The sequence below is a fragment of the Mycobacterium sp. E3198 genome (assembly GCF_001667015.1).
GTDB lineage: Bacteria > Actinomycetota > Actinomycetes > Mycobacteriales > Mycobacteriaceae > Mycobacterium.
This window is the reverse complement of the sequence record NZ_LZIS01000160.1, coordinates 1-25,274: the sequence shown is the minus strand read 5'-3', so window position 1 is coordinate 25,274 and position 25,274 is coordinate 1. Positions and strand designations below refer to the sequence as shown.

Sequence of the window (25,274 nt, the reverse complement as noted above, 5' to 3'; positions counted from 1 at the left end):
GGGGATGTGCGCGATTGCCGCGCGCTGCATCATCCGTTTGGTTCAGCGCGCGGCCGGCCGCTCAGCCGCACCGGACAGAGATCAAAGCGACGAGACGATCACCCCGGCGCCAACGGCACGCGCGCGGAACGTCCTCCGCCGGGATAGCAGTCGGCGTTCGGGGGTACTTCGGGGCCGGATTCGCTGGGTTCTCCACGGCTCGCAGTGCCGCGTCGCAGGTTCTCGATCGCCTTGAGCACCTGTCGACCGACGGACATTTGGTACTCGCGCAGGTACTCCGCCCGGCGCGGGTCGTCCTCTGCCAACTGATGGGTCAGCGGATGTTGCGTTTTCCACACCGCGTCCTGCGCCGCCGCACCCACGGCGGCTTCGAAGTCGCCCTCCGTCACTGTCCCCCCAATCACGGCCGCGACTGATTCCCGCCCGATCACCCCATTATGTGCCACGCCCATGTCCATACCCATAAATTTTCGATATGAAACCGGTTGCGATAATCGCCTTGGTAAACTTTCAGCCAATTAAACGTGTGTCTAAAAGCATTCTTTAATGCGCTTGTTGCACCGGGTGCTGCTGGACGAATAGCAGATCGAATACCCTTGTGGCCCAACGAATCTGGTCATCAGGCCGCCGAGTTGGCCAACGCTTCAGGAGCGGCGCCCATGCTGAAAATGTTTGTTTTTGGATTCCGTCCAGATGCCCATCCGCCCGGAATGCATTCCAGTAATTGATAGTCGACATAGAAGTCGGCATCGTGCTCCGCTTCGGCGCGACCGACCGCCGATTTCTTTGCGGACCGTCGACGCCCCGGCAAGCCACGGTGACAGCGACATCCGGCGGTCCCGAAGTGCGCTGCGTGCTCTGGCTGTCCGGACCGGGCGTGGCGGCGGGGGCGGCCACGAAATTTGGCGAAACCTAGTTCTACAGGTGTGCAACGGGATAGGTTTTGACTCGCTAGTGATGGTGACCGTAACGGCGGATGTATCACCCCGACGGTCTTCGGAGGTCAGCAGTGTCGTATTTGATCGCGGCGCCGGACGCGTTGGCGGCGGCGGCGGCGGATGTGGCCGCAGTCGGCTCGTCGCTCAATGCTGCGCGCGCGGCGGCGGCTGCCCCGACCACCGCGATGGCGGCCGCCGCGGGTGACGAGGTGTCGGCGGCGGTCGCTTCCGTGTTTTCCCGCGTCGGCGCCGAGTTTCAGGCGCTCAGCAACCAGGCCGCGGCGCTGAACGCCCAGTTCGTGCAAGCCCTGACCGGGTCGGGCGGCACCTATGCGGCGGCCGAGGCGGCGAATGCGTCGGCGTTCGCGGCCCCCGCGGCGGCCTTCCAAACGCCGATGCAGATCTTCGCGCACGCGGTGGCGGAAGCCTCCACGGGATCGCTGCCGCCTCCGACGGAACCGCTGGCGACGGTGATGTATCAGTTGAATCAGACCAGCCAGACCTTCCTGGGACAGCCGCTGTTCTACAACGGTGCCAACGGGACGCAGGCCAGCCCGAACGGCCAAAACGGCGGCTTGTTGATGGGCAACGGCGGCAACGGCTGGAACTCCACACTCGTCGGTGTCAATGGCGGTAACGGCGGGCAGGCCGGGCTCATCGGCATCGGTGGCGCCGGCGGGACCGGGGGTCCCGGTGCGGTCGGCCAGGCCCCCGGGACCGGTGGCACCGGCGGCGCGGCCATTTGGGTGGGCGACGGCGGGGCCGGCGGGGCGGGCTGGAACTCCACCATCTCCGGCGTGAACGGCGGTAATGGCGGTAATGGCGGGGCCGGCGGGCTTTTCTGGGGTACCGGTGGTGTCGGTGGGGCCGGGGGCAGCGCCATCGACGCGACCGGCGGCGCCGGCGGGGCCGGCGGCTATACGGGCTTCCTCGGGAGCACGGATCTGGGCTTGAGCGTTCCGACCGGCGCCACCGGCGGGGCCGGCGGTAACAGCGTCACCGGTCAGGGCGGCGTCGGTGGGGCCGGCGGGTCGGGCTTCGAGGTAGGCGGCACCGGCGGGGCCGGTGGCTCTGGCGCCACCGGTGGCGACGGCGGCGCGGGTGGTCTGGCGTTCAACCTGGGCTGGGGAACCGCCACCGGCGGGGCCGGTGGAGTGGGCGGTGTCGGCACCGTCGGCGCCGGCGGGAACGGGGGCCACGGCGGCACCGCGATGATGGGCCCCTTCAACATTGCCGTCGACAATTTCGACGGCCTGCTGACGTATCTCCCCACCGACTGGGGCACCACCTACGGCGGTGTCGGCGGCGTGGGCGGCGTCGGCGCCACCGTCGGCGGTACCGGCGGGACGGGCGGGACAGCGTACAACTTGTTGGCGGGCGGAGCCGCCTTCGGCGGCATGGGCGGCACCGGTGGCACCGGTCTTACCGGCGGCAACGGTGGCACCGGCGGCAACGTCTACGCAACCCCTACGGGCACTGCCACCGTCGGGGCCGGCGGCGCGGCCGGTGGGCTCGGCGGAACCGCGGGCGGCCCCGGCAGCGTCGTGTCGCTGTAGCCGAACCAATCATCTCGGGCCGGCCTGGCCGCGGCGTCGCGCCGCCTTTCCCGGAAAAGCTGATCTACACGTGTGCAACGAGATAGGTTTATAGTGCCCGTAATCGTGACCGTGGTTAAGGGTGCCACCTCCGCGGTCTTCGGAGGTCAGCAATGTCGTATGTGGTCGTCGCGCCGAATGCGTTGACGGCGGCAGCGGCGAATGTGGCGACCATCAACTCCTCCGTGAAGGCCGCGAGCGCGGCGGCGGACCTCCCGATCGTCTGGGTGCCGGGATCCGCGGGTGACCAGGTGTCCAAGGCGATCGCGACGCTGTTTTCCGAGGTCGGCCAGGAATTTCAGGCGCTGCTCAAAGAGGCCCAGGCCGTTGCGGACCAGATTGTGCAGGCGCTGAATCAGGCGGGCGAGGCGTTCAGAGAAGCGGAGGTGCTGTCCCTCCAGCTATTGACTCCGTCGTCGTGGCCCGCCGCGGTCGCCGATGCCTCCGGGGCGTCGCCGCCGCCGAGGACGGATCCGCTGGGCACGGTGATGTACGAGCTGAACCAGACCAGCCGGCAGTTCGTCGGTCAGCCGCTGTTCTACAACGGCGCGAACGGGACCCAGGCCAGCCCGAATGGCCAAAACGGCGGCTTGTTGCTGGGCAACGGCGGCAACGGCTGGGACTCCACGGTCGCCGGTGTGAACGGCGGTAACGGCGGGACGGCCGGCATTCTCGGCAACGGCGGCAACGGGGGAGCTGGTGGCCCCGGTACGACCCTTGTGGCCCCTGGGACCGGTGGGAACGGTGGAGCAGCCGTCTGGGTGGGCAATGGCGGGGCGGGCGGGCCCGGCTGGAACTCCACGGTCTCCGGCGTGAATGGCGGTAACGGCGGGGTAGGCGGGCAGGGTGGCTTCTACTTCGGCGTTGGCGGTGCCGGTGGGGCCGGCGGCAGCGCCATCGACGCGACCGGTGGCACCGGCGGGGCCGGCGGCAACGTCGGCTTTCTCGGCGGCGCCGACTTTGGCTTCGGCGTTCCGTCCGGCGGCACCGGTGGGGCCGGCGGTAACAGCGTCAGCGGTGCGGGCGGCACCGGTGGGGCCGGCGGGGCCGGCTTTGCGCTCGGCGGTCTGGGCGGTGCCGGCGGCACCGGCGCCACCGGCGGTGACGGCGGCGCCGGCGGTGTGGCGTACAACCTGGGCTGGGGAACCGCCACCGGCGGGGCCGGGGGCATGGGCGGCGCCGGCACGGTCGGCGCCGGAGGCAACGGCGGCCACGGGGGCGCCGCGATCATCGGCCCCTTCAACTTCGTCGACACCTTCGACGGCCTGTTGCAATACCCCGCCAACTGGGGAACTGCCACCGGCGGTGTGGGTGGCGCGGGCGGTAGCGGTGTCACCATTGGCGGTACCGGCGGAACGGGCGGGACCGCGTACAACTTCATGGCTAGCGGAGCCGCCTACGGCGGCACCGGCGGCGGCGGCGGTGGCGGCAGCACCGGCGGCGACGGTGGTGCCGGCGGCAACGTGTTCGCGGTGACGCCGACCAATGCCCACTTCGGCAGCGGCGGGCCCGGCGCGAGCGGCACCCTCGTCAACGGCAACCCCGGCGCCCCCGGCCAGGTCATTACGCCGTAGTGAGTCGCGCGGTTCACCTGCGGGATGGTCGGGGTCTGCCGCCTCGTAGGCTGAACCGCGATGAGGGCACCGATCGAGACGTCACCGCTGGCCTGGTTGGAGGCCGTGGAGCAGCAGCGCCGCGACGCCGGGTTGCGGCGCTCGCTGCGGCCGCGTCCGGCCGTCGCCACCGAGCTCGACCTGGCGTCCAACGACTACCTCGGCCTGTCGCAACACCCCGAGGTGATCGAGGGGGGCGTGGCGGCGCTGCGCGTCTGGGGCGCCGGCGCCACCGGCTCGCGGCTGGTCACCGGCGACACGGAACTGCACCAGGAATTCGAGACCGAGCTCGCCGAGTTCGTCGGTGCCGCCTCCGCCTTGTTGTTCTCGTCGGGATACACCGCCAACCTGGGTGCCGTCGTCGGGCTGTCGGGCCCCGGCTCGCTGCTGGTGTCCGACGCCCTGTCGCACGCGTCGCTGGTTGATGCGTGCCGGCTGTCGCGCGCCCGGGTGGTCGTGGCGCCGCACCGCGACGTGGACGCGGTGGCGGCGGCCCTGGGCGCCCGCGACGAGCAACGCGCCGTCGTCGTCACCGACTCGGTGTTCAGCGCCGACGGCTCGCTGGCCCCGGTGCGTGAATTGCACGCGGTGTGCCGCCGCCACGGTGCGCTGCTCATCGTCGACGAGGCGCACGGCCTCGGCGTGCGTGGCGGCGGCCGCGGCCTGCTGCACGAGCTCGGGCTGGCGGGCGCGCCCGACATCGTGATGACCACGACGCTGTCCAAGGCGCTCGGCAGTCAGGGCGGCGCGGTCGTCGGGCCGGCGCAGGTGCGCGCGCACCTGATCGACGCGGCCCGGCCGTTCATCTTCGACACCGGCCTGGCCCCGGCGGCGGTGGGCGCCGCGCGGGCCGCGCTGCGCGTCCTGCAGGCCGAGGCGTGGCGCCCGCAGGCCGTGCTGACGCACGCGCGCTTCCTCGCCGAGACCTGCGGCGTGCCCGACGAGCCGGCGTCGGCGGTGGTGTCGGTGATCCTGGGCGATCCGGAGGTCGCGCTGGCCGCGGCGACCGCCTGCCTGGACGCCGGCGTGCGGGTGGGCTGCTTCCGGCCGCCGACCGTGCCCGCCGGAACGTCGCGGCTGCGCCTGTCCGCGCGCGCGTCGCTGGACGCCGCCGACCTGGAGATCGCGCGCCGGGTGCTGACCGACGTGCTCGCCGGGCTGGGTTAAGGCCCGCCGTTGACCGTCCTGGTCGTCACCGGCACCGGCACCGGGGTCGGCAAGACGGTCGTCACCGCGGCGCTGGCGTGCCACGCCCGCCAGGCGGGCCTCGACGTGGCGGTGTGCAAACCGGTCCAGACCGGAACCGACTGCGGCGACGACGATCTGGCCGAGGTGGCGCGGCTGTCCGGGATCAGCGAGCTCGCCGGGCTGGCGCGGTATCCGCTGCCCCTGGCGCCGGCCGCGGCGGCCGAGCGGGCCGGAATCCCGTTGCCCGCCGGCGAGGAGGTCCTGCGCCTCGTCCGCGACCTCGACCGGCCGGGCCGGCTGACGCTGGTCGAAGGCGCCGGCGGCCTGCTGGTCGAACTCGCCGGCGCGGGCGTCACGCTGCGCGACCTGGCCGCCGAGCTGGGCGCCGCCGCGCTCGTCGCGGTCACCGCGGAATTGGGCACCCTCAACCACACCGCGCTGACGCTGGAAGCCCTTGCCGCGCATCGGGTTTCGTGTGCCGGGCTGGTGATCGGCAGCTGGCCGGAGCGGCCCGGCCTGGCGGAGACGTCGAATGTGGCCGCGCTGGAGAAGCTGGCGCCGGTCCGGGCGGCGCTGCCCTCCGGTGCCGGATCGCTGGACGCCGACGGCTTCGCGGCCCTGAGCGCCGCGGCGTTCGACCGTGACTGGGTGAGCGCGCTGGTGGGCTGATGGTCCATTCGATCGAGCTCGTCTTCGACCCCGACACCGAGGCGGCGATACGTCACATCTGGGCCGACCTGGCCGACGCCGGGATCCCCAGCCAGGCTCCGGCCAGCCGGCCGCACGTGACCCTGGCCGTCGCCGAACGCATCGACGCGAACGTCGACGCGCTGCTGGCCCCCGTTGCCCGGCGCCTGCCGCTGACCGCCACGATCGGCGCCCCGGTGCTGTTCGGGCGCGCGAATGTCGTGTTCGCGCGGCTCGTGGTGCCCACGGGCGAGCTGTTGGCGCTGCACGCCGAGGTGCACCGGTTGTGCCGTCCGCATCTGGAGCCGGCGCCGATGTCCAACAGCCTGCCCGATCAGTGGACCGCACACGTCACCCTGGCCCGCCGCGTCGGCGGGCACCAGCTGGGGCGGGCGCTGCGCATCGCGGGCCGGCCGGTGCAGATCGACGGACGCTTCACGGGGCTGCGCCGCTGGGACGGCAAGGCCAAGTCCGCACACCCGATCGGCAGCTAGCCGTACTCGGCTGACACACGGGTGCAGGCATACCCCGGCCGCCCCCGTCTGCTGCGGCCGTTACCCTACTTTGAACACCGAATCTATTCAGGCTGCCAGCGATGGCAGGTGCGGCTGCGCGCGCACGCAAAGGATGCAGGGGAGTACCTGGTGACTCAAGCGGCAACTCGGCCGACGACCGACGCCGGCGACGCGAACGACGACATTCTCGCGGTTGCCCGCGAGCAGGTGCTGGAACGCGGCGAGGGACTCGGCCGGGACCAGGTGCTAGCGGTGCTGCAGCTGCGCGACGAGCGGCTCGACGACCTGTTGGCGCTGGCCCACGAGGTGCGGATGCGCTGGTGCGGGCCGGAGGTCGAGGTCGAGGGCATCATCAGCCTGAAGACCGGCGGGTGCCCGGAGGACTGCCACTTCTGCTCACAGTCGGGGCTGTTCTCGTCGCCGGTGCGCAGCGCGCGGCTCGACATTCCCAGCCTGGTCGAGGCGGCCAAACAGACCGCCAAATCGGGCGCGACCGAGTTCTGCATCGTGGCCGCGGTGCGCGGGCCCGACGAGCGGCTGATGGCGCAGGTCGCGGCCGGCATCGAGGCGATCCGCAACGAGGTGGAGATCAACATCGCCTGCTCGCTGGGGATGCTGACGGCCGAGCAGGTGGAGCAGCTCGCGGCGATGGGGGTGCACCGCTACAACCACAACCTCGAAACCGCCCGCTCGTTCTTCACCAACGTCGTGACCACCCACACCTGGGAGGAGCGCTGGCAGACCCTGTCGATGGTGCGCGACGCCGGCATGGAGGTCTGTTGCGGCGGCATCCTCGGCATGGGCGAGAGCCTGGAGCAACGCGCGGAGTTCGCCGCCGACCTGGCCGAACTCGGACCCGACGAGGTGCCGCTGAACTTCCTCAACCCGCGGCCGGGCACCCCGTTCGGCGATCTGGAGGTCCTGCCGGTCGCCGAGGCGCTGAAGTCGGTGGCCGCCTTCCGGCTGGCCCTGCCGCGCACCATGCTGCGCTTCGCCGGCGGCCGCGAGATCACCCTGGGCGACCTCGGCGCCAAGCAGGGCATCCTGGGCGGCATCAACGCCGTGATCGTCGGGAACTACCTGACCACGCTCGGCCGACCCGCCGAGGCGGACCTGGAGCTGCTCGGCGACCTGCAGATGCCGATCAAGGCACTCAACGCCACGTTGTAAGAGGCTTGGAGACTGTGGTTCGCGATCTGGGCGCTCCGGTCAGCGCCGGCGTCTACAACGTCTACACCGGGGAGCGGGGCGGCACCGCCGTGCCGACGGCCGCCCAGTTGGGCCTCGAGCCGCCCCGGTTCTGCGCGGAATGCGGACGCCGGATGATCGTCCAGGTCCGGCCTGACGGCTGGCGCGCCCAGTGCTCGCGCCACGGCCAGGTCGACTCCGCGGACCTGGAGGCCCAGCGGTGACGGAACAGGCCGGCCCCCCGACCGTCGGGCCCACGGGCGTTCCCCGCGCGGCGCGCAGGCGGGCGATCGGCGCCGCGGCGCTGGGAGTGACCGCGACCGGCGCGGTGATCGGCGCGCTGTGGGCGTGGATCGCACCGCCGATCCACGCGGTGGTGGCGATCACCCGCGCGGGCGAGCGGGTGCACGACTATCTGGGCACCGAATCCGAGCACTTCTTCACCGCGCCCTGCCTGATGCTGGGCCTGTTGACGGTGCTGGCGGTGGTGGCCACGGCGCTGGTGTGGCAGTGGCGCCGGCACCGCGGGCCCGCGATGGTGCTGGCGCTGTCGCTGGGCATGGTGGCGGCCGCCGCGGTCGCCGCGGCGACGGGGGTGTTGCTGGTCCGGTTGCGCTACGGCGCCGTGAACTTCGACGCGGTGTCGCTGTCGGGAAGCCCGGCGGTGGCTTATGTCATCCAGGCGCCGCCGGTGTTCTTCGCACAAAAGGCGCTACAGGTCGCGATGACCCTGATGTGGCCCGCCGGAGTTGCCGCGCTGGTGTACGCGCTGATGGCGGCCGCCGACGCTCGCGACGACCTGGGCGGGCTGCCGGTGGCCGACCGGCCGGCCGGCGCGCAGCCGGTGGAGCCGGAGGCCCCGGAAGCCGCCGTCTCATAGCGGACGGTGCGGCACCTTCCGGCCGGTGACGACCTTGGCCGCGATCTTGACCAGCCGCGCCATGCCCACGTAGGTCATCGGGTTGAACATCGTCGGCCACGTGGTCCTGATCAGGTGCTCGGTCAGCGGCCGGCCCTCGAACCGGTCGGTGAGCCAGCGCAGCGTCATCGGGGCCGACAGCGGGTGCAGGACAAGGTGTTCGTTGAACGCGTCGCGGTGGTAGGTGACCCGGGCGCCGCCGGCCGAGTAGGCGTCGGCGAGCGCGTCGATGTCGTGCACGTCGATCAGGTAGTCGTGCACGGCCTGCACGATCAACACCGGCGGCGTCGGCACGGCCGCGCCCAGCTTGATGCTCTCGAAGACGTGCGTGATCTCGGGCGTCGCGAGGATGTCTTCCAGCGGCTCGTCCAGGTAGTCGCCCATGTTCTTGCCGGCCATGCGCAGCACCGCTTCGACGGTCGTCATCTTCTCCAGCGAGTCCAGCAGGGCGCGCCCCTCCTCGTTGGCGTGCTCCTTGATCACCCGGTCGAGGTCGGGGTAGATATGCGCCAGCGCGGCCACCACCAGCGCGGGCAGGCCGGCGAGAAAGCCGCCGTTGAGCCTGCGGAACGTGTGGCCCAGGTCCCCGACGGGCGATCCGAGCACCGCTCCGACGATGTCCAGGTCGGGTGCGTAGTCGGCGCACACCTCGGCGGCCCAGGCGCTGGCCAGGCCGCCGCCGGAGTACCCCCACAGCCCGATCGGGGCCGTCGGCGACAATGCGAGCCGCTCGAAGCCCAGCGCGGCCCGGATCCCGTCCAGGACGCGGTAGCCGGGCTCATAGGGCGCCCCCCAGGAACCGTGGATGCCCTCGTGGTCGGGGACCGAGACGGCCCAGCCCTCGGCGACGGCGGCGTTGATCAGCAGAAACTCCAGCTGGCTCAACGAGCCCAGCGCCTTCGCCCGGCGCCGCAGCGCATAGGACGGGAAGCAGCGCGACGTCATCGCGTCGATCGCGCACTGATAGGACAGCAGCGGGCAGGTCTGCCCCGGCGCCAGCTTCGCCGGGACGATCACGGTGGTCACCGTCGCCTCGGGCTGGCCGTTCATGTCCATCGTGCGGTAGAGCAGCTGCACGGCCGTGGCGGGCTGCGGGATCAGGCCCAGAAACGCCAGCTCGACATCGCGCGAGCGCAGCACCGTGCCGGGTTCGGCGTGCTGGAAGCCGGGCGGCGGTTGGTAGAACGGGTCGTCCGAGGGCAGCAGTGGCCGCACCTTGCGCCGCAGTTCCTCGTGCGGCGGCTTGGCGATCCATTGCGCGCCGTGCGTCCCCGCCAGATTGCCGAGTTCAACCATTCGTCGGTCCCTTCTTGGCCACCCGGCATTCTCGCGCATGAACGGGTGGTGGCCAAAACGTAATCGCCGCATTGTGAGCCAGTTCTCGTCGGTCCCTGCAGCTCAGCGGCGAGGGTGTTGCGCCCAATCTACCGGCGTGTCGGGAGCAAAGCCGCTCAAGGCTGGCCGGGCGGCCGGAACGCGGCGAATTCGTCTGTGACCCGCAGCTGGGCTTCGGTGAAGTGGTAGAGGGCCGCCGGGCGCCCGCCGCTGCGGCCGGACTGCGCGAAGGTGCCGGTCTGGCTGATGACACCGCGCCGGGCCAGCACGCGCTGCAGGTTCGTCGCGTCGACCTGGTAGCCCAGCGCAGCGCCGTAGATGTCGCGCAGCGCCGAAAGCGCGAATTCCCTTGGGGCCAGGGCGAAGCCGATGTTGGTGTAGGACATCTTGGCGACCAGCCTGGTTTGGGCATGCTCCACCATCGGGCCGTGGTCGAACGCCATCGGCGGCAGCGCGTTCACCGGGTGCCAGCGGGTGTCCGGCGGCAGCTCGGGGGTCGCGGGGGAGGGCACCAGGCCCAGGAACGTCGACGCGATCACCCGGGCGCCGGGCACCCGATGTGGGTCGGAAAACACAGCAAGTTGCTCCAAGTGAGCCAGCTCTCGCAGGTCGACCTTTTCGGCCAGTTGGCGGCGCACGGAGGTGGTCATGTCCTCGTCGTTGCGCAGCCGGCCGCCGGGGAGCGACCACGCGCCCTGCTGCGGATCCTTGGCACGCTGCCATAACAGCACGTTCAGCTCGGGTTTCTCTCGGCGCGGTGGGCCCGTTACCTGGCGAACCTGGAACACGACCGCGAGCACCTCGTGTTCAGTGCTAGTATGGCCCATGTTTTCGATTGTAAGTCGAAAACCTCCCGGCGCGAAAGGAGCCGCCATGACGGTCTCGACTCGCATGGACACGCTCGCGGCCGATCTGACCGCCCGCATCACCGACACGCCCACCGGCTACGCCGGCCTCGATGGCGACGAGCAGTGGGCGGCCGAGGTCCGGCGGCTGGCCACGCTGCGCGGCGCCACCCTGCTCGCGCACAATTACCAGCTGCCCGCCATCCAGGACGTCGCCGACCACGTCGGCGACTCGCTGGCGCTGTCGCGGATCGCCGCCGACGCGCCCGAGGACACCATTGTGTTCTGCGGCGTGCACTTCATGGCCGAGACCGCCAAGATCCTCAGCCCCGAGAAAACCGTGCTCATCCCGGATCAGCGGGCCGGCTGCTCGCTGGCCGATTCCATCACCCCCGAGGAGCTGCGCGCCTGGCGCGACGAGCACCCCGGCGCCGTCGTCGTCTCCTACGTCAACACCACGGCCGCCGTGAAGGCGCTCACCGACATCTGCTGCACCTCGTCCAACGCCGTCGACGTGGTCGAGTCCATCGACCCCGACCGCGAGGTGCTGTTCTGCCCGGACCAATTCCTCGGCGCCCACGTGCGCCGCGTGACGGGCCGGGAGAACCTGCACGTGTGGGCCGGCGAATGTCACGTGCACGCCGGCATCAACGGCGACGAGCTTTCCGAGCAGGCGCGGGCCAACCCCGACGCCGAGCTCTACGTCCACCCCGAATGCGGTTGCGCCACTTCGGCGTTGTACCTCGCCGGCGAGGGCGCCTTCCCCGCGGAACGGGTGAAGATCCTGTCCACCGGCGGCATGCTCGACGCCGCGCACGAGACCCACGCCCGCAAGGTCCTGGTCGCCACCGAGGTCGGCATGCTGCACCAGTTGCGCCGGGCCGCACCGCAAGTCGACTTCCGCGCGGTCAACGACCGCGCCTCCTGCAAGTACATGAAGATGATCACCCCGGCCGCGCTGTTGCGCTGCCTGGTCGAGGGCGCCGACGAGGTGCGCGTCGACCCGGACATCGCGGCGGCGGGCCGGCGCAGCGTGCAGCGCATGATCGAAATCGGGCAGCCGGGCGGCGGCGAATGATCACCCGTCCCGACTGGACCCACGCCGCGGACGTCGTCGTCATCGGCACCGGCGTCGCCGGACTGGCCGCCGCGCTGGCCGCGCATCGCGCCGGCCGCAGCGTCGTCGTGCTGAGCAAGGCCGACCAGGCGAAGGGGGGCACCGCGACCCACTACGCACAGGGCGGCATCGCGGTGGTCCTGCCCGACAACGAGGACTCGGTCGAGGCCCACGTCGCCGACACGCTGGCCGCCGGTGCCGGCCTGTGCGATCCCGACGCGGTGTACTCGATCGTCGCCGACGGCTACCGCGCGGTGTCCGAATTGGTCGGTGACGGAGCGCGATTCGACGAGGTCGTCCCCGGCCGCTGGGACGTGACGCGCGAGGGCGGGCACTCCCGGCGGCGCATCGTGCACGCCGGGGGCGACGCGACCGGGGCCGAGGTGCAGCGGGCGCTCGACCGCGCCGCGGCCAGGCTCGACATCCGAGCCGGCCATGTGGCCCTGCGCGTGTTGCACGACGACGGCGTCACCGGGGTCCTGCTGGGCGGCGTGGACGGCTACGGAATCATCAACGCGCCCTCGGTGGTCCTGGCCTCCGGCGGGCTTGGGCACCTCTACGGCGCCACCACCAATCCGGTGGGCTCCACCGGCGACGGAATCGCGCTGGCGCTGTGGGCCGGCGTGGCGGTCAGCGACCTCGAGTTCATCCAGTTCCACCCGACGATGCTGTTCGGTAGTGGGGGCGGGCGGCGCCCGCTGATCACCGAGGCCATCCGCGGCGAAGGCGCCGTTTTGGTTGACAGCCAAGGCAATTCGGTCACGGCGGGCGTCCACCCGATGGGCGACCTGGCCCCGCGCGACGTCGTCGCGGCGGCCATCGACGCGCGCCTGAGGGAGACCGGCGACCCGTGCGTCTTCCTCGACGCGCGGGGCATCGCCGGCTTCGCCGCCCGATTCCCCACCGTCACCGCCGCGTGCCGGGATGCCGGGATCGACCCCGTTCGTCAGCCCATCCCGGTGGTGCCCGGCGCGCATTACAGCTGCGGCGGCGTCGTCACCGACGTGTGCGGCCAGACCGAACTGCCCGGGCTGTTCGCCGCCGGCGAGGTGGCGCGCACCGGCATGCACGGCGCCAACCGCCTGGCGTCCAACAGTTTGCTGGAGGGCCTGGTGGTCGGCGGTCGGGCGGGACGCGCGGCGGCGGCGCACGCCGCGGTGACCGGGCGTGTGAGAGCCGCCGCCCCCGAGACCGCTGCCCCCACCGGGTTGCCGCGTGGCGATCTGCATCGCGCGATGAGCCGGCACGCCTCGGTGGTGCGCGACGTCGCCGGGCTGAACCGCTTGTCCGACAAGCTTTCCGGGGCGCCGGTGCGCAACGTGGCCGGCCGCCGCGATTTCGAGGACGTCGCGTTGACGCTGACCGCCCGGGCGGTGACGGCGGGGGCGTTGGCGCGCAACGAAAGCCGCGGTTGCCACCACCGCGCCGAGTACCCGGACGCCGCGCCGGAACAGGGCCGCAGCAGCGTGCTCCGGCTGGCCGACGACGGTGACTCCGTGTTGGTGCAGGCGCTGGCGGCGGTGGGCTGACGATGCTGTCCGACTGCGAACTCGACGCCGCCCGGGACGCCATCCGGCGCGCCCTGCACGAGGATCTGCGCTACGGGCCCGACGTCACCACGCAGGCCACGGTGCCCGCCGGCGCGGTGGCCACGGCGTCGATGGTGCCGCGCGAGCCGGGGGTGATCGCCGGCCTGGACGTCGCGTTGCTGGTCCTCGACGAGGTCCTCGGCACCGGCGGTTACCAGGTGCTCGATCGCGTCGAGGACGGCGCCCGGTTGGGCCCGGGGGAGCCGGCGCTGACGGTGCGGGCGGAGACCCGCGGCCTGCTGACCGCGGAGCGCACCGCGCTGAACCTGATCTGCCACCTGTCGGGGATCGCGACCACGACCGCCGCGTGGGTCGACGTGGTGCACGGCACCAAGGCCAAGATCCGCGACACCCGCAAGACCCTGCCGGGCCTGCGGGCGCTGCAGAAGTACGCGGTGCGCGTCGGCGGGGGCGTCAACCACCGCCTCGGGCTCGGGGACGCGGCGCTGATCAAGGACAACCACGTCGCGGCCGCGGGCTCGGTGGTCGAGGCGCTGCGGGCGGTGCGCGAGGCCGCCCCCGACCTGCCGTGCGAGGTGGAGGTGGACTCGCTCGAGCAGCTGGACGACGTGCTGGGCGAAAAACCCGAGCTGATCCTGCTGGACAACTTTCCGGTGTGGCAGACGCAGATGGCCGTGCAGCGCCGCGACGCCCGGGCACCCGCCGTGCTCCTCGAGTCGTCGGGCGGGCTCAGCCTGGAGAACGCAGCGACCTACGCCGCGACCGGCGTCGATTACCTGGCCGTCGGGGCGCTGACGCACTCGGTGCGCGCGCTCGACATCGGCCTGGACATGTGATTATGCGCTTCCGCGTGTGAACCGTTGGCGGGAAAATCGCCCGAATCCCGCCCTCCGCGCACACGGAAAGCCGTGAGCGCACACGCAACCGCGAAAGTCAGGCGATATCGCCGACGAAAACCCCCACCCGGTTCAGCTGCATGCGCGCCATGCGCGGCAGGCTGGGGACGTCGGGGCCGTCGTAGCCGGCCGGCAGGATCCGCGTATTGGTGAGGTGCACCACGCGGTTGCGGCCGAACCGCACGTCTGCCTCGCCGGCGGCCAGCACGTTCTTGACCCAGTTCGTCTTCCCGTGGGCCAGCGCGATCGCGACCACGTTGCCCTTGCGATAGGGGGTGATGATGGTCTCGTATTCCTTGCCGGACGTGCGGCCGCGGTGCTTGATGGTCGCGGTGATGGGCAGAAAGCGCGCGAGCGGCTTGATCGCCGGGTTGAAGTATTTGATCTGGAAACGCTCGAACCAGACGGGAAAGACCATCGGAACGCCGGGAGCGTTGTTGGGGTGATCCTTTTTGGGCATGACGGCACTGTACCGGCCGGATAACGACTTGAGCTGCTCTGGGACAATGAACAACGTGACCCCCACCCAACCGTCGCCGATCGCCCGCATTGACCTGCGCGGCGCGGAGCTGACGGCCGCCCGGCTGCGGGCCGCGCTGCCCCGCGGCGGCGCCGACGTGGACAGCGTGCTGCCCACGGTGCGCCCGATCGTGGAGGCCGTCGCCGAGCGTGGGGCCGAGGCGGCGCTGGAGTACGGGGCGTCGTTCGACGGGGTGCGGCCCCCGGCGGTGCGGGTGCCCGGTGGGGCGCTCGACAAGGCGCTGCGCGAGCTGCACGCCGACGTGGCCGAGGCGCTGCAGGTGATGATCGGACGCGCCCGCGCCGTGCACGCCGACCAGCGGCGCGCCGACGTCACCACCACCCTGGGCCCCGGCGCGACGGTGACGGAACGCTGGGTTCCCGTGGGGCGCGTCGGCCTGTATGTGCCGGGCGGCAACGCGGTGTACCCGTCGAGCGTGGTGATGAACGTGGTGCCGGCGCAGGCCGCCGGCGTCGGCTCGCTGGTGGTGGCCAGCCCGCCGCAGGCCCGCTTCGACGGGCTGCCGCACCCGACGATCCTGGCCGCGGCCCGGCTGCTGGGCGTCGAGGAGGTGTGGGCCGTCGGCGGCGCCCAGGCCGTCTCGCTGCTGGCCTACGGCGGCACCGACACCGACGGCTCGGCACTCGTGCCCGTCGACATGATCACCGGGCCGGGCAACATCTACGTCACCGCCGCCAAGCGGCTGTGCCGCTCCCGGGTCGGCATCGACGCCGAGGCGGGGCCGACCGAGATCGCGATCCTGGCCGACCACACCGCCGACCCCGCGCACGTGGCCGCCGACCTGATCAGCCAGGCCGAGCACGACGAGATGGCCGGCAGCGTGCTGGTGACCGCGAGCGAGCACCTGGCCGCGGCCACCGAGGCCGAGCTGGTCGCCCAGCTGCAGACGACCGTGCACCGCGAACGCGTGACGACCGCGCTCGGCGGACCCCAGTCGGCGATCATCCTGGTCGACAACCTGGACGCCGGCGTCGAGGTCGTCAACGCCTACGCCGCCGAGCACCTGGAGATCCAGACCGTCGACGCGCCGCAGGTCGCCGGGCGAATCCGTTCCGCGGGAGCGATTTTCGTCGGCCCCTACGCGCCGGTCAGCCTCGGCGACTACTGCGCCGGGTCCAACCACGTGCTGCCGACCGGCGGCTCGGCCCGGCATTCCAGCGGCCTGTCGGTGCAGACGTTCCTGCGTGGCATCCACGTCGTGGATTACACCGAGGCGGCCCTCAAGGACGTCTCCGGACACGTCGTCACGCTGGCCACGGCCGAGGACCTGCCGGCGCACGGCGAGGCGGTACGGCGGAGGTTCGAGCGATGAGCGAACCCAACAAGCCGACGCTGGACGACCTGCCGCTGCGCGAGGACCTGCGCGGCAAATCCCCTTACGGGGCACCGCAATTGGCTGTTCCGGTGCGGCTGAACACCAACGAGAACCCGCACCCGCCGACGCGGGCGCTCATCGACGACGTCGTGCGGTCGGTGGGCGAGGCCGCCGCGGAGCTGCACCGGTATCCCGACCGCGACGCGGTGGCGCTGCGCCGCGACCTGGCGGCCTACCTGACCGCGCAGACCGGAACTCCGCTCACCGTCGAAAACCTTTGGGCCGCCAATGGGTCCAACGAGATCCTGCAGCAGCTGCTGCAGGCGTTCGGCGGGCCGGGCCGCGCCGCGATCGGGTTCGTCCCGTCGTACTCGATGCACCCCATCATCGCCGACGGCACCCGCACCGAGTGGCTCGAAGCCGCCCGCGCCGACGACTTCGGCCTGGACGTGGGCGCGGCGGTCGCCGCCATCACCGAACGCAAGCCCGACGTCGTCTTCATCGCCAGCCCCAACAACCCGTCGGGGCAAAGCGTTTCGCTGCCCGACCTGCGTCGGCTGCTCGACGTGGTGCCGGGCATCCTCATCGTCGACGAGGCCTACGGCGAATTCTCCTCGCAGCCCAGCGCGGTGGCGCTGATCGAGGAGTATCCGACCAAGCTCGTCGTCACCCGCACGATGAGCAAGGCGTTCGCCTTCGCGGGTGGGCGGCTCGGCTACCTGATCGCCACGCCGGCGATGATCGACGCGATGCTGCTGGTGCGGCTGCCCTATCACCTGTCGGCGGTCACCCAGGCCGCGGCCCGCGCCGCGCTGCGGCACGCCGACGACACGCTGGGCAGCGTCGCCACCCTGATCGCCGAGCGGGAGCGCGTAACCAAGGCGTTGAGCGGCATGGGGTTTCGCGTCATCCCCAGCGACGCCAACTTCGTGCTGTTCGGACAGTTCGCCGACGCCCCGGCCACCTGGCAGCGCTACCTGGAGGCCGGCGTCTTGATCCGTGACGTCGGGATCCCCGGTTTTTTGCGCGCCACCACGGGGCTGGCAGAGGAGAACGACGCGTTCCTGCGCGTCAGCGCCCAGATCGCGGCCACCGAATTGGCCCCCGCCACACCCGTAGGAGCCCAGTGAGCACCGAAGCCCGACGCGCGCGTATCGAGCGGCGTACCAAGGAATCCGACATCGTCGTCGAACTCGACCTCGACGGCACCGGCCAGGTCGACGTCGACACCGGTGTGCCGTTCTACGACCACATGCTGACGGCGTTGGGCAGCCACGCCAGCTTCGACCTGACCGTGCGCAGCAAGGGCGACGTCGAGATCGAAGGCCACCACACCATCGAGGACACCGCGATCACGCTGGGTCAGGCGCTCGGGCAGGCCCTGGGCGACAAGAAGGGCATCCGCCGGTTCGGCGACGCCTTCATCCCGATGGACGAGGCGCTGGCGCACGCCGCGGTCGACGTGTCCGGCCGACCCTACTGCGTGCACACGGGGGAGCCGGATCACCTGCAGCACACCACGATCACCGGCGGTTCGGTGCCGTATCACACCGTCGTCAACCGGCACGTGTTCGAGACGCTGGCATCCAACGCCCGCATCGCGCTGCACGTGCGCGTGCTGCACGGTCGCGACCCGCACCACATCACCGAGGCGGAATACAAGGCGGTGGCCCGCGCGCTGCGCCAGGCCGTCGAGCTCGATCCCCGGGTCTCGGGCGTGCCGTCCACCAAAGGTGTTCTGTGACGAAATCGGTTGTGGTCCTAGACTACGGCTCGGGCAACCTGCGATCGGCCCAGCGCGCGCTGCAGCGGGTCGGGGCGTCGGTCGAGGTGACGGCCGACGCGGGCGCCGCGGCGGCCGCCGACGGGCTGGTGGTGCCCGGCGTCGGCGCGTTCGAGGCGTGCATGACGGGCCTGCGCAAGATCTCAGGCGAGCGGATCATCGCCGACAGGGTGGCCGCCGGGCGCCCGGTGCTGGGCGTGTGCGTCGGCATGCAGATCCTGTTCGCTCGCGGCGTCGAATTCGGGGTCGAGACGAAGGGCTGCGGCCAGTGGCCGGGCGCGGTCACGCGCCTGGACGCCCCGGTGATCCCGCACATGGGCTGGAACGTGGTCCAGGCCGGGCCGGGCAGCGTCCTGTTTCAGGGGCTGGACGCCGACGCCCGGTTCTACTTCGTGCACTCCTACGCCGCGCAGCGTTGGGAGGGTGCGTCCGAGGCGGTGCTGACGTGGGCCACCCACCAGGTGCCTTTTCTGGCCGCGGTGGAGGACGGGCCGCTTTCCGCCACCCAATTCCACCCGGAGAAGAGCGGCGATGCCGGCGCGGCAGTGTTGAACAATTGGGTTGAGGGACTGTGAACAACGTCGCGAACGTGCAACTGGCGACGCAAACGCCGAGAAGCGGTGTCGCCAGTAGCACTTTCGGCGCGCGGGAGGGACTGTGTTGATTCTGTTACCGGCGGTCGACGTGGTCGACGGCCGCGCCGTGCGCCTGGTGCAAGGCAAGGCCGGCAGCGAAACCGAGTACGGCTCGGCGCTGGACGCCGCGCTGGGCTGGCAGCGTGACGGGGCCGAGTGGATTCACCTGGTCGATCTGGATGCCGCGTTCGGGCGCGGCTCCAACCGCGAGCTGCTCGCCGAGGTGGTGGGCAAGCTCGACGTCAACGTGGAGCTCTCGGGCGGCATCCGCGACGACGACTCCCTGGCCGCCGCGCTGGCCACCGGGTGCGCGCGGGTCAACCTGGGCACCGCGGCGCTGGAGAACCCGCAATGGTGCGCCCGGGCGATCGGCGAGCACGGCGACAAGGTCGCCGTCGGGCTGGACGTCCAGATCGTGCACGGCGAGCACCGGCTGCGCGGGCGCGGCTGGGAGACCGACGGCGGCGACCTGTGGGAGGTGCTGAAACGCCTTGACAGCCAAGGGTGTTCGCGGTTCGTCGTCACCGACGTCACCAAGGACGGCACGCTGGGCGGCCCCAACCTCGAGCTGCTGGCCGCCGTGGCCGACCGCACCGAGGCGCCGGTGATCGCGTCGGGCGGCGTGTCCAGCCTGGACGACCTGCGCGCCATCGCCACGCTCACCGACCGCGGGGTCGAGGGCGCCATCGTGGGCAAGGCGCTCTACGCGGGGCGGTTCACCCTGCCGGAGGCCCTGGCCGCGGTGAGGGCGTAAGCGCATGGACCTCAACGCGCTGGTGTCGGTGGCGTCGAAGATCCTCGACGCCGCCGTGCCGCGCTTCCTGGACGGGCATCGCGCCGAATCCGCGGTTGCCAAGAAGGGCAACGACTTTGCCACCGAGATCGATCTCGCGATCGAGCGGCAGGTGGTCACCGCGCTGCAGGCCACCACCGGAATCGGCGTGCACGGCGAGGAGTTCGGCGGCACCGACGTCGACTCGCCGTGGGTGTGGGTGCTGGATCCGGTGGACGGCACCTTCAACTACGCCGCCGGCTCGCCGATGGCGGCGATCCTGCTGGCCCTGCTGCACGACGGCGATCCGGTGGCGGGCCTGACCTGGTTGCCGTTCATCGACGAGCGCTACACCGCCGTCGCGGGAGGGCAGCTCGTCAAAAACGGTGCGCCGCAGCCGCCGCTGGAAACCACGGAGCTGGGTGAGAGCCTGCTCGCGGTCGGGACGTTCAGCGCCGACTCGCGGGGCCGGTTCCCGGGGCGCTACCGGATCGCGCTGCTGGAGAACCTGAGCCGGGTGTCTTCGCGGTTGCGCATGCACGGGTCGACGGGGATCGACCTCGTCTACGTCGCCGACGGGATAGTGGGTGCCGCAATAAGTTTCGGCGGCCACGTGTGGGATCACGCCGCCGGGGTGGCTCAGGTGCGGGCGGCCGGGGGAATCGTCACCGATTTGGCCGGCAAACCGTGGACCCCCACGTCGGACTCGGTGCTGGCCGCCGCGCCCGGCGCGCACGCCGAGATCCTCGAGATCCTCAGCGCCGTCGGCGATCCGGGGGACTACTGAGATGCTGGCCGTGCGCGTGATCCCGTGCCTGGACGTCGACGCCGGGCGGGTGGTCAAGGGCGTCAACTTCGAAAACCTGCGCGACGCCGGGGATCCCGTTGAGCTGGCGGCGGCCTACGACGCCGAGGGCGCCGACGAGCTGACCTTCCTCGACGTGACCGCGTCCTCGTCGGGCAGGGCGACGATGCTGGAGGTGGTGCGCCGCACCGCCGAGCAGGTGTTCATTCCGCTCACGGTCGGCGGCGGGGTGCGCACCGTCGCTGACGTCGACACGCTGCTGCGTGCCGGGGCCGACAAGGTTTCGGTCAACACCGCGGCGATCGCGCGCCCGGACCTGTTGGCCGAAATGGCAACGCAGTTCGGCTCGCAGTGCATCGTGTTGTCCGTCGACGCCCGCACCGTTCCCGCCGGGTCGGCGCCGACGCCGTCGGGTTGGGAGGTCACCACCCACGGCGGGCGCCGCGGCACCGGCATCGACGCCGTGGCGTGGGCGGCCCGCGGCGCCGACCTCGGGGTGGGGGAGATCCTGCTCAACTCGATGGACGCCGACGGCACCAAGGCCGGGTTCGACCTGCCGATGCTGCGCGCGGTGCGGGACGCGGTCACGGTGCCGGTGATCGCCAGCGGGGGCGCCGGGGCGGTCGAACACTTCGCGCCCGCGGTCGCCGCCGGTGCGGATGCGGTATTGGCGGCCAGCGTCTTTCACTTCCGCGAGCTGACGATCGGCCAGGTGAAGGCCGCCATGGCCGCAGAAAAGATCACGGTCCGATGACGCTCGACCCGAACATCGCGGCGCGGCTCAAGCGCAACGCCGACGGTCTGATCGCCGCCGTCGTGCAGGAGCGCGGCAGCGGCGACGTGCTGATGGTCGCGTGGATGGACGACGACGCGCTGGCCCGCACCCTGGAAACCCGTGAGGCCACGTACTATTCGCGCTCCCGCGGCGAGCAGTGGATCAAGGGCGCGACGTCCGGCCATACCCAGCGCGTCCACTCGGTGCGCCTGGACTGCGACGGCGACACCGTGCTGCTGACGGTCGACCAGGTCGGGGCCGCGTGCCACACCGGCGATCACAGCTGCTTCGACGCCGACGTGCTGCTGGACCCGGACGGTTAACTGGGCGCGACGTCCAGTCCCTGGGCGGCGGCGATGGCCGCGCGAGCCCATTCGTGCCGGAACACGGCCGGCGAGATGCGGTCGCGGCGAATCATTTCGAGGTCGATGGCCTTCCCGGTGATCACCGCGTTGGGCACCCGGAAGGAGAAGGCCGGCCCGTCGATGGCGACGGCCAGGATGGCGTCGCTGTCGGTGAAATTGTTGGCGACCATAACGTTTTCGGCCCACTTGAACGGCTTGAGGCCGCCGAAGGTTTGGATGTAGACCACCCACAGCCGGGTGCCGCGCCCGTTGTAGAGCCTGGTGAGCGCCCGGTTCACGGCGTCGTACTCGAGGGGGCCGAGCACGCCCGCCTGATCGGTGATCTGGCCGGACAACCTGAGAACCGGCGTCGTCGGTGCCGCAGGGGCGGCGCCGGACGCCGGCGGCGCGGCCGACTGCGCGGGGGAGGTGGCGTTGTTGTGTGGGTGGTTTCGGGCGCCGAGCACCCGGACGCCGAAGTAGGCGCCCACCGCCACCACCGCGACGGCGACCAGCGCACCGATCGCCACCACCGGTCCGCGGGATCCGCCGCGCGCCTTCGGCGCCGGCGCGGGGCGCGGCTTGGCGATGACCTCGGTCGGTGCCGGAATGACCTCGGTGGCGCCGGCCGTCGCCTCGGACGGGGCGGTGTTGAGCTGGCTGCCTAGCGCCGCCGCGAAGTCGGCGCACGTCGGGTAGCGGTCGTCGGGTTTCTTGGCGAGAGCTTTGGCGATGGGGCCGTCGAGGTCGGCCAGCTCGGGCCGGCGCTCGCTGATGTGCGGCGGCGGTGCGGACAGGTGCTGGGTGATGACCACCGCCGGGTTGGAGTGGCGGAACGGCGCCGACCCGGCCAACAGGTCGAACGCGGTGCAGCCCAGCGCGTATTGGTCGGCCCGCCCGTCCAGATCCGAACCCTGCAGCTGCTCGGGCGCGCAGTACGCGGTGGTGCCCACCAGCATGTTGGTCGCGGTGAGGCCGCTGATGTCACCGAGCTCGCGGGCGATGCCGAAGTCGGCGAGCAGGATCCGCCGCCGGGGGCTCGCGTCGGTCAGCAGGATGTTGGCCGGCTTGACGTCGCGATGCAGCAGCCCGCGTTCGTGTGCGTAGTCGAGCGCGTCGGCGACGGCCGAAATGATCTCGACGACATCGGCTTTCGGCATCCCCGACGGGTATTTCGTGCGCAGCAGTTTCGCGGCGTCGGTGCCCTCCACGTAGTCCATCGAGATCCACAGCTGCCCGTCGTACTCGCCGCGGTCGTGGATGCCGACGATGTGCTCGTTGTACAGGCTCGCCGCCAGGTCGGCCTCCCGGTTGAAGCGCTGGCGGAATTCGTCGTTCGCGGTCAACTCGCGCGGCAGGATCTTCAGGGCGTCGCGGCGGGGCAGCCGCGGGTGCTGCGCCAGATACACCTGGCCCATGCCGCCGGACCCGAGCCGACGAATGATCGTGTATCCGGCGAACACCTGTCCCTCGGTCAGGCCTTCGCTTTCTGGCATGGGAGCATGCTACTGAGGTCGCGGGCGCGGCAAACCCCAAATTGTGATGCGCGCCAGGGTGTCGGGCGCCGGCGGCCATCTTGAATGAGAATGGCGGGGCGATGTTGAAACGGCTGCCCTGGACGTCCTGGACCACAGCGGTGCCCCTGGTTGCCGTCGTCGTGCTGACGGCCACCTGGGGCGAGCACCCGGGGGCGGTGCTGGTCGCGCTGCAGGCCGTGCTGTTGATCGGTGCGGTGCTGGCCGCCGTCCAGCACGCCGAGGTGGTCGCGGCCCGCGTCGGAGAGCCGTTCGGGTCGCTGGTGCTCGCGGGCGCGGTGACGATCATCGAGGTGGCCCTCATCGTCGAGCTGATGGCGTCGGGTGGCAACGAGGCGGCGACGCTGGCCCGGGACACCGCCTTCGCGGCGTTCATGATCACCACCAACGGGATCGCGGGTTTGTCGCTGTCGTGGGGCTCCCGCCGGTACGGCGTGACGCTGTTCAACGCCGAGGGCAGCGGGGCGGCGCTGGCCACGCTCACCACGCTGGCCACGCTCAGCCTCGCCATGCCCGCGTTCACCATCAGCCACCCGGGCAAGGAGTTCTCGCCCGGGCAGCTCATCTTCGCCGCGGTCGCGTCGCTGCTGCTGTATTTGCTGTTCGTCTTCACCCAGACCGTCCGGCATCGCGACTTTTTCCTGCCGGTCGCGCAGCGGGGCCAAAAACGGCTCTTCGAGGAGGACGAGAACCACGCCGACCCGCCGACCGCCCGTTCGGCGCTGATCAGCCTCGTGCTGCTGCTGGTGGCACTGGTCGCGGTGGTGGGCCTGGCCGAACAGGAATCGCCGGCGGTCGAACGCCTGGTGACCGCCGTGGGATTCCCGCAGACGTTCGTCGGGGTCGTGATCGCGATGCTGGTCCTGTTGCCCGAGACGCTCGCGGCCGTGCGCGCGGCGCGGCGCGGCCGCATCCAGACCAGCCTGAATCTGGCCTACGGCTCCGCGATGGCCAGCATCGGGCTGACCATCCCGGCCATCGCGCTGGCCAGCATCTGGCTCAAAGGCCCGCTGGTGCTCGGCCTCGCGCCGTCCCAACTGGTGCTGCTCGCCCTGACGGTGGTGATCAGCATGCTGACCGTGGTGCCCGGCCGTGCCACGCGGCTGCAGGGCGAGGTGCACCTGGTGTTGCTCGCCGCGTACCTGTTCCTGGCGGCGATCCCCTGACGCGCTAGGCGGAGGACCGCGCCCGCAGCGTCTGCAGCGCCTTGTCGGCGTGGGTGTCCATGCTGAATTCGCTGGCGATCACGTCGAGCACCCGGCGATCGGTGTCGATGACGAAGGTCGTGCGCTTGACCGGCATCAGCTTGCCCAGCAGGCCGCGCTTGACGCCGAACTGCGTGGCGACGGTGCCGTCGGTGTCCGACAGCAGCGGGTAGTCGAACTTGCGCAGGTCGGCGAACTTGGCCTGCTTTTCCACCGGGTCGGCGCTGATGCCGACCCGGTTGGCCCCGACCGCGGCGAATTCCGAGGCCAGGTCGCGGAAGTGGCAGGCCTCCTTGGTGCAGCCGGGCGTCATCGCGGCGGGGTAAAAGAACAGCACCACGGGCCCGTCGGCGAGCAGGGCGCTGAGCGTGCGGGCCGTACCGGTCTGGTCAGGCAGCTCGAAGTCGGCCACGGTGTCACCAGGTTTCATGGGCGTCACGCTACGCCCGATCGGCTCGGCGACCCATCTGGGAGGATGGGTCGGTGCACGCCCACCTCGCCGCCACCACGTCACGGGAGGAGTTCCGCCACCTCGCGGCGGAGCACCGTGTGGTTCCGGTGACCCGCAAGGTCTTGGCCGACAGCGAAACTCCGCTCTCGGCCTACCGCAAACTCGCCGCGAACCGGCCCGGCACGTTCCTGCTCGAATCCGCCGAGAACGGCCGGTCGTGGTCGCGATGGTCGTTCGTGGGCGCGGGGGCGCCGTCGGCGCTGACGGTGCGCGACGGCGAGGCCGTGTGGCTGGGCACCGCGCCGCAGGACGCGCCGACGGGCGGGGACCCGCTGCGCGCGCTGCGGGACACCCTGGCGCTGCTGGCGACCGAACCGGTGCCCGGGCTGCCGCCGCTGTCGGGCGGCATGGTCGGGTTCTTCGCCTACGACCTGGTGCGCCGCCTGGAGCGGCTGCCCGAACTGGCCGTCGACGACCTGCGGCTGCCCGACATGCTGCTGCTGCTGGCCACCGACCTGGCGGCCGTCGACCACCACGAGGGCACCATCACGCTGATCGCCAACGCCGTGAACTGGAACGGCACCGACGAGCGGGTCGACGAGGCCTACGACGACGCGGTCGCCCGGCTCGACGTGATGACCAGCGCGCTGGGGCAGCCGCTGCCGTCGACGGTCGCGACGTTCGGCAAGCCGGAGCCGCGGTTCCGGGCGCAGCGCACCGTCGAGGA

26 protein-coding genes and 1 pseudogene are annotated in these 25,274 nt (G+C 71.4%); 21 read left to right on the top strand and 6 right to left on the bottom strand.

Annotated elements, in window-relative coordinates:
• Positions 1–98: 98 nt before the first annotated feature.
• Entirely contained in the window at positions 99–458 is a 360-nt protein-coding gene (locus A5673_RS18025) for a hypothetical protein (protein ID WP_156748340.1), read from the bottom strand.
• Positions 459–1,009: 551 nt separating this feature from the next.
• Here A5673_RS18025 and A5673_RS30455 point away from each other — a divergent pair.
• The 8 genes from A5673_RS30455 to A5673_RS17985 all read left to right on the top strand — a co-directional run bounded on the left by A5673_RS30455 (position 1,010) and on the right by A5673_RS17985 (position 8,604).
• Entirely contained in the window at positions 1,010–2,494 is a 1,485-nt protein-coding gene (locus A5673_RS30455; RefSeq protein ID WP_068235213.1) for a PE family protein, read from the top strand.
• A gap of 152 nt (positions 2,495–2,646) precedes the next feature.
• Positions 2,647–4,107 carry a PE family protein gene (locus A5673_RS18015; RefSeq protein ID WP_068235211.1) on the top strand — a complete coding sequence of 487 codons (1,461 nt, stop codon included), beginning with the start codon at positions 2,647–2,649 and terminating at the stop codon, positions 4,105–4,107.
• Positions 4,108–4,167: 60 nt separating this feature from the next.
• Positions 4,168–5,313, top strand: a complete 1,146-nt coding sequence (locus tag A5673_RS18010; protein WP_068235209.1) for an 8-amino-7-oxononanoate synthase — start codon at positions 4,168–4,170, stop codon at positions 5,311–5,313.
• 9 nt (positions 5,314–5,322) lie between these two features.
• On the top strand, positions 5,323–6,003 hold the full coding sequence (bioD, locus tag A5673_RS18005) for a dethiobiotin synthase (protein ID WP_068235206.1): 681 nt from the start codon (positions 5,323–5,325) through the stop codon (positions 6,001–6,003).
• Positions 6,003–6,515 (top strand): 2'-5' RNA ligase family protein, encoded by a 513-nt coding sequence (locus tag A5673_RS18000; RefSeq protein ID WP_068235204.1) that lies wholly within the window; start codon positions 6,003–6,005, stop codon positions 6,513–6,515. Before bioD ends, A5673_RS18000 begins: the two co-directional genes overlap by 1 nt.
• A 150-nt stretch (positions 6,516–6,665) precedes the next feature.
• Complete coding sequence (gene bioB / locus A5673_RS17995) at positions 6,666–7,706, top strand: biotin synthase BioB (RefSeq protein ID WP_068235228.1); 1,041 nt, start codon at positions 6,666–6,668, stop codon at positions 7,704–7,706.
• 14 nt (positions 7,707–7,720) lie between these two features.
• A complete protein-coding gene (locus A5673_RS17990) occupies positions 7,721–7,948 on the top strand; it encodes a hypothetical protein (protein ID WP_068235202.1) in 228 nt (75 codons plus the stop codon).
• The gene (locus A5673_RS17985; protein ID WP_068235197.1) at positions 7,945–8,604 is read left to right on the top strand and encodes a DUF2567 domain-containing protein; all 660 of its coding nucleotides are present in this window, start codon (positions 7,945–7,947) and stop codon (positions 8,602–8,604) included. Before A5673_RS17990 ends, A5673_RS17985 begins: the two co-directional genes overlap by 4 nt.
• Here the strand turns inward: A5673_RS17985 and A5673_RS17980 are convergent.
• Together A5673_RS17980 and A5673_RS17975 are read right to left on the bottom strand one after the other, a co-directional pair.
• Positions 8,599–9,939, bottom strand: a complete 1,341-nt coding sequence (locus tag A5673_RS17980; RefSeq protein ID WP_068235192.1) for a lipase family protein — start codon at positions 9,937–9,939, stop codon at positions 8,599–8,601. The genes A5673_RS17985 and A5673_RS17980 overlap by 6 nt on opposite strands.
• A gap of 155 nt (positions 9,940–10,094) precedes the next feature.
• Complete coding sequence (locus A5673_RS17975) at positions 10,095–10,805, bottom strand: NUDIX domain-containing protein (RefSeq protein ID WP_068235189.1); 711 nt, start codon at positions 10,803–10,805, stop codon at positions 10,095–10,097.
• A 46-nt stretch (positions 10,806–10,851) separates the two neighbouring features.
• On the opposite strand from A5673_RS17975, the gene nadA reads away from it, so the two are divergent.
• Genes nadA through nadC form a run of 3 tightly spaced genes read left to right on the top strand, consistent with a single transcriptional unit; the run spans position 10,852 to position 14,326 of the window.
• Positions 10,852–11,901, top strand: coding sequence for a quinolinate synthase NadA (gene nadA / locus A5673_RS17970; protein ID WP_068235186.1), 1,050 nt, complete (start codon positions 10,852–10,854; stop codon positions 11,899–11,901).
• Positions 11,898–13,469 carry an L-aspartate oxidase gene (locus tag A5673_RS17965; protein ID WP_068235183.1) on the top strand — a complete coding sequence of 524 codons (1,572 nt, stop codon included), beginning with the start codon at positions 11,898–11,900 and terminating at the stop codon, positions 13,467–13,469. Before nadA ends, A5673_RS17965 begins: the two co-directional genes overlap by 4 nt.
• A 2-nt stretch (positions 13,470–13,471) precedes the next feature.
• A complete protein-coding gene (nadC, locus tag A5673_RS17960) occupies positions 13,472–14,326 on the top strand; it encodes a carboxylating nicotinate-nucleotide diphosphorylase (RefSeq protein WP_197518415.1) in 855 nt (284 codons plus the stop codon).
• 97 nt (positions 14,327–14,423) lie between these two features.
• Here nadC and A5673_RS17955 read toward each other — a convergent pair whose 3' ends face one another.
• On the bottom strand, positions 14,424–14,846 hold the full coding sequence (locus tag A5673_RS17955; RefSeq protein WP_068235225.1) for a nitroreductase family deazaflavin-dependent oxidoreductase: 423 nt from the start codon (positions 14,844–14,846) through the stop codon (positions 14,424–14,426).
• Positions 14,847–14,892: 46 nt separating this feature from the next.
• Between A5673_RS17955 and hisD the strand changes: the two genes are divergently transcribed.
• The 8 genes from hisD (at position 14,893) to hisI (ending at position 21,335) form a co-directional block, all read left to right on the top strand.
• A complete protein-coding gene (hisD, locus tag A5673_RS17950) occupies positions 14,893–16,239 on the top strand; it encodes a histidinol dehydrogenase (protein ID WP_068235179.1) in 1,347 nt (448 codons plus the stop codon).
• Positions 16,236–17,372 carry a histidinol-phosphate transaminase gene (locus A5673_RS17945; protein WP_068235176.1) on the top strand — a complete coding sequence of 379 codons (1,137 nt, stop codon included), beginning with the start codon at positions 16,236–16,238 and terminating at the stop codon, positions 17,370–17,372. Before hisD ends, A5673_RS17945 begins: the two co-directional genes overlap by 4 nt.
• Complete coding sequence (gene hisB / locus A5673_RS17940; RefSeq protein WP_068235174.1) at positions 17,369–17,986, top strand: imidazoleglycerol-phosphate dehydratase HisB; 618 nt, start codon at positions 17,369–17,371, stop codon at positions 17,984–17,986. The genes A5673_RS17945 and hisB overlap by 4 nt, the downstream gene beginning before the upstream one ends.
• Complete coding sequence (gene hisH, locus A5673_RS17935) at positions 17,983–18,600, top strand: imidazole glycerol phosphate synthase subunit HisH (protein ID WP_068235171.1); 618 nt, start codon at positions 17,983–17,985, stop codon at positions 18,598–18,600. Before hisB ends, hisH begins: the two co-directional genes overlap by 4 nt.
• Positions 18,601–18,682: 82 nt before the next feature.
• On the top strand, positions 18,683–19,414 hold the full coding sequence (priA, locus tag A5673_RS17930) for a bifunctional 1-(5-phosphoribosyl)-5-((5-phosphoribosylamino)methylideneamino)imidazole-4-carboxamide isomerase/phosphoribosylanthranilate isomerase PriA (protein WP_068235169.1): 732 nt from the start codon (positions 18,683–18,685) through the stop codon (positions 19,412–19,414).
• 4 nt (positions 19,415–19,418) lie between these two features.
• Positions 19,419–20,219, top strand: a complete 801-nt coding sequence (locus A5673_RS17925) for an inositol monophosphatase (RefSeq protein ID WP_068235160.1) — start codon at positions 19,419–19,421, stop codon at positions 20,217–20,219.
• A gap of 1 nt (position 20,220) precedes the next feature.
• Positions 20,221–20,991, top strand: a complete 771-nt coding sequence (hisF, locus tag A5673_RS17920; RefSeq protein WP_068235156.1) for an imidazole glycerol phosphate synthase subunit HisF — start codon at positions 20,221–20,223, stop codon at positions 20,989–20,991.
• Entirely contained in the window at positions 20,988–21,335 is a 348-nt protein-coding gene (hisI, locus tag A5673_RS17915) for a phosphoribosyl-AMP cyclohydrolase (protein WP_068235154.1), read from the top strand. The genes hisF and hisI overlap by 4 nt, the downstream gene beginning before the upstream one ends.
• Here hisI and A5673_RS17910 read toward each other — a convergent pair.
• Positions 21,332–22,852, bottom strand: coding sequence for a serine/threonine-protein kinase (locus A5673_RS17910; protein ID WP_068235149.1), 1,521 nt, complete (start codon positions 22,850–22,852; stop codon positions 21,332–21,334). The genes hisI and A5673_RS17910 overlap by 4 nt on opposite strands.
• Positions 22,853–22,953: 101 nt before the next feature.
• Here A5673_RS17910 and A5673_RS17905 point away from each other — a divergent pair, with 101 nt between their 5' ends.
• On the top strand, positions 22,954–24,057 hold the full coding sequence (locus tag A5673_RS17905) for a calcium:proton antiporter (protein ID WP_068235145.1): 1,104 nt from the start codon (positions 22,954–22,956) through the stop codon (positions 24,055–24,057).
• Positions 24,058–24,061: 4 nt separating this feature from the next.
• Here A5673_RS17905 and A5673_RS17900 read toward each other — a convergent pair whose 3' ends face one another.
• A complete protein-coding gene (locus A5673_RS17900; protein WP_068235142.1) occupies positions 24,062–24,526 on the bottom strand; it encodes a peroxiredoxin in 465 nt (154 codons plus the stop codon).
• A 53-nt stretch (positions 24,527–24,579) separates the two neighbouring features.
• Here A5673_RS17900 and A5673_RS17895 point away from each other — a divergent pair.
• Positions 24,580–25,274 (top strand): annotated as a pseudogene (locus tag A5673_RS17895) (anthranilate synthase component I); the annotation flags it as partial.